Source organism: Dyadobacter chenhuakuii (assembly GCF_023821985.2).
Lineage (GTDB): Bacteria > Bacteroidota > Bacteroidia > Cytophagales > Spirosomataceae > Dyadobacter > Dyadobacter chenhuakuii.
This window is the reverse complement of record NZ_CP098805.1, coordinates 1654751-1667873: the sequence shown is the minus strand read 5'-3', so window position 1 is coordinate 1667873 and position 13123 is coordinate 1654751. Positions and strand designations below refer to the sequence as shown.

Here is a 13123-nt window from a genome sequence, read left to right as displayed (position 1 = left end):
GGTGCGCAGTACATTTACCGAATGAATTCAATGAGTAAACCATCCCTTGCCCGCGGAACCCGAGACTTCGGTCCCGAACAAATGGCAAAACGTACTTTTATTTTTGACACCATCCGCCGCTCTTTCCAACGATATGGATTTTTGCCTTTGGAAACACCAGCCTTCGAAAACCTCTCGGTTCTAATGGGCAAATATGGCGATGAAGGCGATCAGCTTTTGTTCAAAATACTGAACTCCGGAGATTTTAGCGGAAAGCTTACTGATGCGGACTGGCAGGAAGGTTCAAAACCATTAACTTCGAAAATTTCTGAAAAAGGACTGCGTTACGACCTTACGGTTCCCTTCGCCCGTTATGTGGTGATGAACCGGGGAACATTGGTGATGCCTTTTAAAAGATATCAGATCCAGCCTGTCTGGCGTGCAGACCGTCCGCAAAAAGGCCGTTACCGTGAATTTTATCAATGTGATGCAGATGTTGTAGGAACCGATTCGCTGCTTTGCGAAGCGGAGATCGTTTTGCTTCTGCACGAGATCTTACCTGCATTAGGGATCAATGATTTTACCGTGAAGATCAATAACCGGAAAATCCTCACAGGCATTGCGGACATGATCGGTGCCCATGGGATGGAAGGCCCGCTTTGCGTTGCGATTGATAAATTGGATAAAATAGGAAAAGATAAAGTCGTTGAAGAGCTCGTTGAACGTGGCTTTTCCAGCGACAGTGTTACGCAACTTGACCCAGTTTTTAGTCTTTCCGATGGTGACGAACCTTTTACGGCTTTGAAAAACTGGCTGGGGAGTTCGGAAATTGCAATGAAGGGCGTGCAGGAGTTGGAAGAAGTTTGGGATCTCGTAAAAACCCTCGGGCTGGAAAATCCTAAGATCCAATTTGATGTAACATTGGCGCGCGGCCTTTCCTATTATACAGGGGCTATTTTCGAAGTGAAAGCGAACAATGTTCAAATTGGCAGCATTTCCGGCGGTGGTCGTTATGATAATTTGACGGGCACTTTTGGCGTTCCAGGCATTTCCGGCGTAGGCATTTCGCTCGGCGTCGACCGGATTTATGATGTCATGGAAGAACTCAATCTCTTTCCTGAAAACCAAAAGACGGCAACTAAGGTTATGATTTCAAACTTTGACCAGCCAGCATTCCGTTTCGGGTTGTCTATCTTGCCAAAGCTGAGAGCAGCGGGCATTAATGCTGAAATTTACCCTGATTCGGTAAAACTTAAAAAGCAGCTGGATTATGCCGACAGGAAGAACATTCCGTTCGTTATTTTGATAGGGTCGGATGAAATGGAAACGGGTCAGCTGACTTTGAGAAATATGAAAACAGGCGAGCAGCAGAAGCTAAATATTAACGACATCATTGCGTCACTCGCCGAAAAAAATAACTAAACTTAACTTACAGACCAAACCGTTGCTTAGCGGAAGCCCACAACACGATGAATGACAACATATTAAGAATTGCAATACAAAAATCCGGAAGGTTGAGTGAAGACTCTTTAAAATTGATCAAAGAGTGTGGGATCAGGTTTGATAATGGTGCCGGAAAGTTGAAAACCGACGCTACAAATTTTCCTGCTCAAATCCTTTTCTTGCGGGACGATGATATTCCTGGATATGTTGAGGACGGCGTGGCGCATTTGGGTATCGTAGGTGAGAATGTTTCTGAAGAGTCAAATCGGGACGTGGATACGGTTCACAAGCTGGGTTTCTCGAAATGCAGATTGTCAATCGGCGTTCTACGCGAGCACGATTACAACAACGTATCTGACCTTGAAGGAAAGAGCATTGCTACGACTTATCCGCGTTTGTTGGAGAAATATCTGAGTTCGAATAATGTGAAAGCCCAAATCCACGAAATTAGCGGATCGGTTGAAATTGCGCCCAGCATTGGTTTGGCAGACGCTGTTTGTGACATTGTAAGTTCCGGCAGCACACTTTTGAGCAACGGCTTGAAAGAGGTGGAAACCATTTTCCGCTCAGAGGCGGTCATGATTGCAAGCAAGCATCTTTCGGAGGTGCAAAAGGATCTTTTGGATCAATTGCTTTTCCGGATCAAGTCTGTTCAGGTTGCGAAGAATAACAAATATATTTTGCTCAACTGCCCCACCAGCGCTGTGGAGAGCATTACGAAGTTTCTGCCCGGAATGCGTGCCCCAACGATCCTGCCGCTGGCCACAGAAGGTTGGTGTTCCTTGCATTCGGTGATCAATGAAAATGAGTTTTGGGAAAATATCGAGAAAATCAGACAGGCTGGTGCAGAGGGGATTCTGGTTATTCCAATTGAAAAAATGATCTTATAATTGTATGAATATTGTTCCATTTCCTGAAAGAGATCAATGGCCCGCATTGCTGGCCCGCCCCGTTCAGGAAGCACAGGATATCGAAGCAAAAGTAAATCCGATCCTCGATAAGGTAAGGAAAGAAGGTGACGAAGGCATTAAGGAACTGGCGCTGAAATTCGATAAAACAGTGCTGGATAACATTGCTTTCACAGAAGCAGAATTGAGTGGCGCTGCTGACAAGTTGGATGAGACTTTAAAGGAAGCGATCGGACAGGCTTATCAGAACATTTACAAATTTCACGAAGCCCAGCTCCAACCGGCCGAAAAGATTGAAACCATGCCGGGCGTAACTTGCTGGCGTAAAAGTGTTGGGATTGAGAAAGTTGGAATATACATTCCCGGCGGTTCCGCGCCATTGTTCAGCACTGTATTAATGCTTGGAATCCCTGCCAAAATTGCGGGTTGTAAGGAAGTTGTGTTATGCACGCCTTCGGATCATCCGGCGATTTTATATGCAGCGCAGTTAGTGGGCGTTACCAAAGCATTTCGGATAGGAGGGGCGCAGGCGATTGCGGCAATGGCTTATGGAACGGAATCTGTTCCAAAGGTTTACAAGATTTTTGGACCTGGTAATCAGTATGTTACCACTGCTAAAATGCTGGTCAGCAAGGAAGGCATCGCCATTGACATGCCTGCCGGACCATCGGAAGTTGCCGTTTATGCGGATGATAGCGCCATTCCTGCATTTGTAGCCGCTGATCTTTTATCCCAGGCCGAGCACGGTCCGGACAGCCAGGTGTTGCTTGTTTCGACCAGCAAAAAGCTCTTATCAGCTGTCAATCTCACATTATCCTCACAAATGGACAAGCTCCCCAGACGCGATCTGGCTGCTCAATCCATTGCCAACAGCAAAGCCATTCTGCTCGACAACGAGGAGGATGCCATTGATCTGCTAAACCAATATGCAGCCGAACATTTAATATTAAGTGTTGAGAATGCAGAAGCGGTTTCAGAACAAATAGTCAATGCGGGCTCAATATTCCTGGGCAATTATACACCTGAATCATGCGGTGATTACGCCTCAGGCACCAATCACACATTACCCACCAATGGCTACGCACGTGCATATAGCGGCGTCTCTGTTGATAGTTTTGTAAAAAAAATCACCATTCAGAACATTACTAAGGAAGGAATCCGGCAAATTGGCCCCGTTGTGGAAGCCATGGCAGCAGCCGAGTCACTGGATGCACATAAGAAAGCAGTTAGCATCAGGCTGAAAAGTCTTTTGTAGGAAGGAATTTTTAATGCTGGAAAAATGTCTTAAATTTGGGGACATTTTTCAACTCAATCAAAAGAGCGATGACAGCATACATGGTTAATGAACGGCTCGGAGGTTATGGCATTCTGAAGCATGCTGTAAAGAATGATTTCGATCTTGCTTACCTTGCAGCAAATGGCGTGCCGAAAGCATCCATTCAGCATCTTGCGGATTCCGTAGGCATGGATGTGAAAGATATCATTGCATTATTGCCTGTAACATCCCGCAACCTGCAACGTTACAATGATGTGGATCTGCTTAGCAATGTTGTTTCAGATCATCTCATTTCGCTTGCAGATCTCTTTTCAATAGGAGTTCGGGTGCTAGGTAAAGAATATTTTCTGGATTGGCTCAACAATGAAATTCCTGCTTTGGGGCAGGAGAAACCCATCAGTTTTCTGCGTACACACGCAGGCATAGAACTGATTAAAACAGAGTTGGGACGAATCGAACACGGTATTTTTGCTTAATGGAGCTATTTAGGATTACACGCACTATTTATAAAGACGATTTGACTGGGATTGGCGCTTTTCACCATGGTGGAAGGTGGAACTCGCCCGGCAGACCAATGCTCTATGCGTCCTCACACAGGTCGCTTGCTATGCTGGAAGTGCTGGTTCATGCCAGCCGGTCCACGCCGCCTCCAGACTATGTTGTTGCGGTGCTTTTTGTGCCTGATGACATTAAATCACTCGCTGCATACACTGTGGAAGACTGGAAACAGGATCCGCAATGGAGCAAGTCGGTGGGTGACGATTGGCTGGAAGACAGCAAGTCGTTGCTATTGAGAGTTCCGTCGGTGGTGGTGAATTCGGAGTATAATTATTTAATCAATCCGTCGCATCCTGCTGCCAGTGAAGTGAAAGTGATTCATATTGAGCCATTTGAATTTGACAAACGACTATTCTTTTTTTCAAAAAAGTAAATAACCGCATCCGAGCGATATAAAACGGACCGCATGAAAAATACATTTGACCTTACTAAAATTCTTCGTCCGCATATACTTTCACTAGCGCCCTATTCGTCGGCAAGGGATGAATACACAGGACATTCAGGTATTTTCCTGGATGCGAATGAAAACCCTTACGGCTCGGTGACGGAAGAAAATTACAACCGTTATCCCGATCCTTACCAGTCTGAAATCAAACAGAAGCTTGCGCCAATCAAGAACATTGATATCGACCGTATTTTCTTGGGAAATGGAAGCGATGAGCCGATAGATCTGCTGACAAGAGCAACCTGCACACCTGGTCAGGACCACGTGATTATCTTGCCGCCCACTTATGGAATGTATGAAGTAAGTGCTTCCATTCACGACGTCATCATTGATAAAGTGTCATTAACGACAGATTATCAGATTGATGTGGAAGCGGTGCTTAATGCAGTGACGCCGAAAACCAAGATTATCTGGATCTGCTCACCAAACAATCCAACCGGCAATGTTATGCAGGCCGACGCCATCTCGGCTATCCTCGAAAGTTTCGACGGGCTGGTGGTTGTGGACGAAGCTTACATTGATTTTACAGACACACCTTCATGGATACAACACCTGGATCAATACCCGAATCTGGTGGTGCTCCAGACATTCTCTAAGGCGTGGGGATTAGCCGGGATCCGCGTGGGAATGTGCTTCGCCAGCCCGGAGCTGATCCGCATTTTGAACAAGATCAAACCGCCTTATAATATCAGCCTGCCAGCTCAGAAAGCGCTATTGGAAGGTTTGGAAGGAATTGATAAAAAAGATAAAATGATCGCAGAAATTCTCAAAGAAAGGACTTCTCTGTGTAACATGTTAACGGATTTATCGTTGGTGATAAAAGTGCATGCAACTGATGCCAATTTTCTACTGGTGCAATTCGATGAAGCAAAGGCAATCATGGATTATCTGATCAGCGAAGAGATCATTGTCAGGGACAGGTCTCGGATTCATCTTTGTGACGGTTGTTTGAGAATTACAGTTGGCACGCAGGAAGAAAATGAAGCATTAATCGACTCTTTGAAGAAATATCAAGCAAAAAGCGTGACGGTGTAGCACGCTTTTTTAGAAGAGCACAAAAATTCAATATCCCCGATAAAAACTCATTATGAAGAAATTAGCCTTAACGTTTGCCTTTATCCTCAGCTTTGGTTTTGCACATGCTCAATATGACAACTGGGCAGTTGGTTTTAAATTGGGCGAGCCAACAGGGATCAATATCCGTAAGTATTTCAACAACATTCATGCGCTGGACGTAACGATAGGGACTTATGGCGGAATCTTGTCCAACGACCGTAAGTACAGAGGAGACGAAGGAATTTACAAAAACGCCGGCGTTTCCCTGCAAGTGCATTACTTATGGCATACGCCGCTTTTCAATTCTGAAGCCGTGCACGTTTATTACGGATTAGGTGGACAGGTAAATAGCCGCAGATCATACCCAAAACGCTTGAATGGCAATTATGAAAAAGATATTTCATTAGGCGGATCGGTTCTGGGTGGAATTGAATACTACATTCCTGACAACCGCATTTCTGTTTTTCTGGAAGGGGGAACATATCTTGAACTGCTTCCAAGACCATTTTATTTGAGCCCTAACATTTCGGGAGGCATTCGCTTCAACCTGTAAGGTGTTTAAGGTTTATAGTTCATCGGCAGGGTCGGGGAAGACGTATACGCTTACCAAGGAGTATCTTAAACTTGCCCTGCACTCCAATTCAGAGACTTATTTCAGGCATATATTAGCTGTCACATTCACGAATGCGGCAGCTAATGAAATGAAAGACCGCATCCTGCTTATGCTGCGGATCTTTTCAGATTTCTTCAATTCGGATGCCGATCCACATCCCATGCTCCGTGATGTGGTAACGGAAATGTATCCCGATACGCTTCAAGATCAAGAACTTTTCCAAGGTGCGTGCCAGCTGATCGCCGGTCGCGCGCAACTCGTTTTCAGACAGATCCTGCATCGCTATTCCGATTTTTCGGTCATGACGATCGATAAGTTTACACAACGGCTTATCAGCAGTTTTACCGATGAACTTGGGATCCCGTTTATTTTTGAAACACAGCTGGACAGTGATTTGCTGGACGACGCCGTAGACCGCCTGCTCGCACGTATCGGGCAGGATGGCGAAGAGGTGCTCACAGAGATCGTTGAAAGATATTATCGCGAAAATGCCGAGGAAGGGAAAAGCTGGGGCACACTACCCATGCAAATCCGCGGGACTGCTGGCACTTTGCTGAGTGAGCAAAGTTACATGCAGATGAAGCGGGTGGAGGATCTTAAAATGCAGGATTGGATCGCCATACGCAACCAGATGCGCGCATTCGTTCGCGAGCGTGAGGCGCATTTGGCGAAACTTTCGAAGCATGCATTTGAATTGATACAATCCACTTTTCTTACTGAAAAAGATTTTCACCAGAGCGGGAGAGGCATTTATGGTTACTTCCGGGACAGGGCCGAAGGGAAGAAAATTTGGGCAGAACCAAATTCCTACGTTTACAAAACCATCGGAGAAGGGGTTTGGTATGGCGCCAAGGCCCCAGTCTTAATTAAAGACGAAATTGAGAAGGTTAGGACAGACCTGGAAAATTATTTTCACCAGATCGAGAACATCCGGACTTCCGAAACGCAGAAAATTACGCTTTACGGACAGCTGGACAGGCACATTTATAACCTGTCGCTGCTGGGTGAGATCAGGAAGGAATTTGATGCGCTTTTGAAACAAAATAACCAGGTTCACATTTCAGACTTCAATCGAAAGATCGTCGAAATCGTTGCCAGGGAGCCTGTCCCATTTATTTTCGAGCGGTTAGGAGAGCGCTATAACCATATTTTGGTCGATGAGTTTCAGGACACATCCAAGCTGCAATTCGCCAATTTGCTTCCGCTGATTGAGAATGCATTATCAGGCGGTTTTTTCAATCTGATCGTAGGAGATGCCAAGCAATCAATTTACAGGTTCCGGGGCGGTGATATGGACCTTATTTTACATCTCGCCACCAGCCAGGTGATGGCGCTGGCGAATGTGTTGGGGAACAGTTCGTATAATGCCGAGCGGTTACTCAGCCTGGATAATTATCTGGATGTAAATCATTTGAAAGTCAACCGGCGCAGCCGTCGGGAGATTACGGATTTCAATAACAACTTCTTTGCCTTCGTTGCCGAAACGGTCGGCGCGGAGAATGTGCTTATCCAGGATGTCTATGATCAGAATTTCCAGCAGGAAATTCCAGATAATGTGCCGAATGGCGGCCATGTTGAAATTGAGTTTCTCGAACTGCATGAGGAAAACGACGAGACGGAAGAGATCGGAGCCACCGACAGCATTGTCAGGCGTTCTTTGGAACTGGTGAATGAGTTGAAAATGCAAGGTTACGACTGGCGTGACATGGCTATTTTGTGCAGAAAAAAAAGGGAAGCAACTGCCCTGGCCAGCACACTTAAAGAAGCAGGATTACCCTTGATATCGGACGATGCGCTTTCCTTAGGCTATTCCAGATCGGTGCATTTTATCATTTCCTTTATGAAAGTGCTGCTTAGCTCCGACCACCGGTTGGCGCGTTACGAGGCAGCTTATTTATTTCATCACGTCGTCAGGAGAGAGAATCCGGCAGCGAGTGAATACGAGCAGATACGCATTTTGTGCGAAGAGAGTGGTTTGGATACATTTTTGGAATATTTTAAAAAATGGAACATTAACCTGAGTTCATTCAGAATGCGGCAATTGTCCGTGTTCGAATTGAGCGAGCAGCTGATGCAGCGTTTCGGATTGTTTGCAAACCATTTCGAGAACGAATATCTGTTCCGTTTTCTGGATGTGGTGATGGATTTTGGAAACAGAAAAAGCAATCACCTCGGCGATTTCCTTACTTATTGGGAATCGGCAAGGCATAAGCTTTCTATAACAATCCCAGACGAAACCAATGCCATCCGCATTACAACCATTCATAAATCGAAAGGTTTGGAGTATCCTGTGGTGATCGTGCCCTATGCACATTGGAAAGTGACGCCTAATGCCAAGCTCGACCGCCTATGGCTCGATCTGGATGATGTCGATTATGATGAACTTGCATTGGCCAATCAGCCCGAAAAAAAGCTGAGGAGCTCAATGGTCTCAGTCGTGAAAGACCTTGAAAACACCGTCGTTGCCACGCAGTATACAGATGAGCGTACACGCACATTGGTTGAAAATCTGAATTTGTTATATGTCGCTTTCACGCGTCCCGTGCAGCGATTGTATATCCTGGCCAAACGCGAAAGAAAGTGGGAATCGGGACAGCAGGTTAGCAACTGGCTGCAAAGTTATCTGGCGCAGGAGGGTGTTGAGCCTGCCTGGAATGAAAGTGAGTCCAGATACGTCATCGCTAATGGCCATAGCGAACCCATGCACGCGCATAGGAAGTCTGATGCACAGCCATTTGTATTGAATCACATTCTTAGTAATGATCGTACGGAATCCTTGCGCCTCAGAAGAATGGCAGACAGGATCTTCGATGTGGAAACATTCGAACCCAAACATGACCGTTTACAAAAAATACGTTACCTCTTAACCCGCCTCAAAACCATTTCCGACCTGCCACTTGCCTTGGACCGGCTGGTAGGCGAGGGGATTTTTACCAAAGCAGAAACAGCAGCGATTGAGGCACAAACCAGGGATTTATTGAGCGATCCCGAGCTGTCAAATCTTTATCAGGATACTGGTAAGGTGCAGACAAACAGAGAGTTATTAATACCAGGAGGCAAGTTGCTGCACATTGACCGGGTTGTAGAGCAAACGAACGGCGAGTTCATTTTCATGTCGTTCGTGGGGGGAAGCAATGCCGACGAGCCGCGCAGGCATTTGCGGAAGCTGATCAAAACATACGATGGCGCGGGCAAGAAGTCTCGCGGTGTGCTGATCACGCTGGAAAATGAACTGGTTGAATGGGTTACCGCAAAATCGAGCGAATAGGACAGTTCGAAGTAGAAGTAGTTTATATTTAATATCCGCTGAAATTCTATAAAATAGTTAGGGGAAACGCTTCATATCAAGAGGGGTTTCCGTTTTTTTCCTGATATTTAGCGGAAATTCCTCAGCAAGTCCATTCCGCTATTTGTCGTTTATGCGCCTATCTTTCCAACAACAGATTTTAATTGGTATAATCTTCTCTATTGTTTTAGTTGTTGTAGTAGGGCTTACGTCTTACAATGCGATAAAGATGCAGCAGGAAAATACCGGCTGGGTGAACCATACCCGGGAAGTAATGGCCATTTCAACGAATGTCCGTAACAAGCTGCTTACTGCGGAATCCAATGTCCGGGGATATGCGCTCACCAATAATGTACAGTTCGAAAACAATTACCGCCAGGCCGCTGACAATGTATGGCAGCAATTGGATGCCATGCGGAAGTTGGTAAGGGATAATAGAATACAAATAAGCCGGTTGGACTCACTCATGCCGATCATGCAAGTGCGGCTGGACCTGATGGATCAGCAATATGAGCTGCTCAAAGCCGGAAATGTCAAGCCCGACACCATTAAAGCGATCGTCTTAAAAGGAAAAGTCCTTTCTTCACAGATCGATTTTGTTTTTAAACGCATTGAAAACCAGGAAGAAGGCTTGCTTGCAGAGCGTGAGCAACTTGCTGCCGACAGCTCATCCGAGGCGACACAATACATTGTTTTTGGAACGCTCGTGTTCCTTTGCGTCGTTTTCCTGCTATACTATTTTATCAGAAGAACCTATAATGCACAGATCGCTTCCGAAAATGAGACGATTAATGCTAATAAGCAGCTCGAAAAGTTGTCGATTGAGGATCAGGAAAAAAATTGGATATTAAACAATGCAGTTAAACTTGCAGAGGCCATTCGCGGAGAGCCCACACATCGCGAACTGGCGCGCAAATTTTTAAATAAGCTTGTAGAGGTCACCGGCTCGCCGGTAGGGACCATGTATCTGGTCAACCGCTCGGGAGATCTTTTACAGCTCGCCAGCACTTATGGAATTGAAAACGCTGCGTCAGTTCCGGATGAAATCAAATTTGGTCAGGGTATGCTGGGGCAAATGGCATCTGACCAGGTAGGACTAAGGAAAGTGGAAGTCCCCGCCGCATATTTTAAAATTGCGAGCACGACGGGAAGTACCAACCCTGCCATGGTATATATCAAAACTGTTTCATTTGAAGGTGCGGTGACGGCGGTTATAGAAGTGGGTTATCTCAATGATCCCGGCGATAAGGTTTCCAAATTGTTGGAAATGGTTTCGGACAATGTTGCCGTTGCCATCGTGGCTGCACATGCGCGTGAGACCACCAATGAGCTGCTCGAAAAAACCCAGCTGCAAGCGGAAGAACTCGAAAGCCAGCAGGAAGAACTGCGGGTTACGAACGAGGAACTCATGCGCCAGACGCAGCTTTTGCAGGTTTCGGAAGAAGAATTGCGGGTGCAGCAGGAAGAGTTGAAACAAATTAATACTGAGCTGGAAGAAAAAGCTTTTATGCTGGAAGAGCAAAAAAGCACCATTGAGGAAGCGCGTGATCAGATACAGATCAAAGCCGACGAACTCGAAAAAAGCGGCAGGTTCAAAAGCGAATTTCTGGCGAATATGAGCCATGAGCTCAGGACCCCATTGAACAGTATTCTCATCCTTTCCAGAATCCTGGGCGAAAACAAAGGAGCGAGGCTCAACGAAGAAGAACAGCGCTATGCTTCTGTAATTTTCAATTCTGGCAATGATCTGCTGACATTGATCAATGACATTCTCGATCTTGCAAAAGTAGAATCGGGTAAGATAGAGCTGATGCACGAGCATGTAAGCACCGAACTTTTGTTATCCGAGGTCAGGAACACATTTCAGAAAATAGCGGAGAACAAAGGACTGGAACTGAAAATTGAAAAATCTGAGTCTTGCCCTGACACACTGTTTTTGGATCAGGTCAGATTGTTGCAGATCATTCGGAACCTTGTTTCCAATGCTGTAAAATTCACCTCGGCGCCGGGCACAGTTTCGTTGAATATCAGACAAGAAGCGTCACATTTGTTTTTCGAAGTTTCGGACACCGGCATCGGGATCGCGCCTGAAAAGCAGCAGTCCATTTTCGAAGCTTTCCAGCAGGCCGACGGCTCTACCAGCCGGAAATATGGCGGAACGGGACTGGGACTTTCCATCAGCCGTGAGCTCGCTAATTTATTCAAAGGCTCCATTTCTCTAAGAAGTGAAGCAGGAGTAGGATCAACATTCACATTAAAAATACCCGTACAAGATCAGGAGCCGACTTCGGAAGCCGCAGTGATGCCTCTTGAAATGGTTGAAATCCAGAAGCCGGTGGCAAAAGTGCCGGAGCATGAGAACGGCAAAGAATACCGGTTGCTACTGGTTGAAGATGATGAGATTTTTGCGGCGGATATGTCGTCCAAAGCACGGGATAGCGGATTTGAAGTAGTAGTAGCCGACACGGGCAGGAAAGCCATGGAGCTGGTGCAGAGTTTCCGGCCCACGGCCATCATTCTGGATATGCACTTGCCCGATATGTCCGGGGATGAAGTTTTGAAAGAACTGAAAGCAGACCCAAAAACAAGTCTCATTCCTGTTCACACGGTTTCTTCGGGTTCCTATCTGGACATGGATATGGTCAAGGAAGGAGCAATCGGATTTATGCAAAAGCCCGTGGACGAGAAATCGGCGGAGCATATATTTACTTTGCTGAAACTGGAATCCGGCAAGACCGAAAAGCAAAAGATCCTGCTCGTTGAAGACGATCAGTATCAGAGCAAGTATCTGGGAGATTTCCTGACTGCGAACAACATTTTTGTGCTATATGCATTTTCAGCAGCCGAAGCATTAGAGATACTTAATACAAAAACGGTCGACGGCATCATTCTGGATATCCGGCTTTCGGACATGAATGGCCTCGATTTGCTGGACGAGATCAAGAAGCATTCAGTTTGGAGCGCAGTGCCTGTTGTGATTAACACAGCGGAGGATCTGGACCAGGCGGACCTAACACGTGTAATGAAATACGCGCATCCGGTCGTGATGAAAACCAAGAAGTCGAATGAGCGGTTGTTGGATGAAGTAAAATTATTCCTGAAAAACATTCAGCCCAAAACATTCAAAGGACCTGAGAAACGGGATGCATTCAGCAATCCGGTAGTCCATTCCGAGAATGTTTTCGTAGGTAAAAAAATACTGGTCGCTGACGACGATATGCGCAATATATTCGCTTTGAGCGCGGTGCTCGAAGAGTCGGGTTTCAAGATCGAAATCGCTACGAACGGCCGGGAAGCCATTGAGAAACTGGAAGATACACCCGAAATTGATCTCGTTCTGATGGACGTAATGATGCCGGAAATGGATGGGATAGAGGCGACGAGAAAGATCAGGGAAGTGCCCAGATGGGCCAACCTGCCCATCATTGCGGTAACGGCCAAGGCGATGCAGGGCGATAGGGAACAATGTCTTGCGGCAGGTGCCAATGACTATATTTCCAAACCTGTGGACGTGGATAAGTTGCTGTCATTAATTAAAGTGTGGCTGCATTCAGCCTGA

Annotated in this window: 9 protein-coding genes; all 9 read left to right on the top strand. The window is 46.1% G+C overall.

Going from position 1 to position 13123, the window contains the following annotated elements; translation table 11 throughout:
• Positions 1-30 precede the first annotated feature (30 nt).
• Positions 31-1401: a histidine--tRNA ligase gene (hisS, locus tag NFI80_RS06970; RefSeq protein WP_235163685.1), complete on the top strand. Its 1371-nt coding sequence runs from the start codon at positions 31-33 to the stop codon at positions 1399-1401.
• Between the two features lie 47 nt (positions 1402-1448).
• The gene (hisG, locus tag NFI80_RS06965; RefSeq protein WP_233798459.1) at positions 1449-2312 is read left to right on the top strand and encodes an ATP phosphoribosyltransferase; all 864 of its coding nucleotides are present in this window, start codon (positions 1449-1451) and stop codon (positions 2310-2312) included.
• Positions 2313-2316: 4 nt separating this feature from the next.
• Positions 2317-3585 carry a histidinol dehydrogenase gene (gene hisD / locus NFI80_RS06960; protein ID WP_235163686.1) on the top strand — a complete coding sequence of 423 codons (1269 nt, stop codon included), beginning with the start codon at positions 2317-2319 and terminating at the stop codon, positions 3583-3585.
• Between the two features lie 68 nt (positions 3586-3653).
• Positions 3654-4082 (top strand): Xre family toxin-antitoxin system antitoxin, encoded by a 429-nt coding sequence (locus tag NFI80_RS06955; RefSeq protein WP_233798457.1) that lies wholly within the window; start codon positions 3654-3656, stop codon positions 4080-4082.
• The gene (locus NFI80_RS06950) at positions 4082-4537 is read left to right on the top strand and encodes an RES family NAD+ phosphorylase (protein WP_235163687.1); all 456 of its coding nucleotides are present in this window, start codon (positions 4082-4084) and stop codon (positions 4535-4537) included. The genes NFI80_RS06955 and NFI80_RS06950 overlap by 1 nt, the downstream gene beginning before the upstream one ends.
• Positions 4538-4570: 33 nt before the next feature.
• Entirely contained in the window at positions 4571-5644 is a 1074-nt protein-coding gene (gene hisC / locus NFI80_RS06945; RefSeq protein ID WP_235163688.1) for a histidinol-phosphate transaminase, read from the top strand.
• Positions 5645-5696: 52 nt separating this feature from the next.
• The gene (locus NFI80_RS06940; RefSeq protein ID WP_026628845.1) at positions 5697-6218 is read left to right on the top strand and encodes a hypothetical protein; all 522 of its coding nucleotides are present in this window, start codon (positions 5697-5699) and stop codon (positions 6216-6218) included.
• A 1-nt stretch (position 6219) separates the two neighbouring features.
• Entirely contained in the window at positions 6220-9546 is a 3327-nt protein-coding gene (locus tag NFI80_RS06935; RefSeq protein ID WP_235163689.1) for a UvrD-helicase domain-containing protein, read from the top strand.
• 247 nt (positions 9547-9793) lie between these two features.
• Positions 9794-13123, top strand: a complete 3330-nt coding sequence (locus NFI80_RS06930; protein WP_235163690.1) for a response regulator — start codon at positions 9794-9796, stop codon at positions 13121-13123.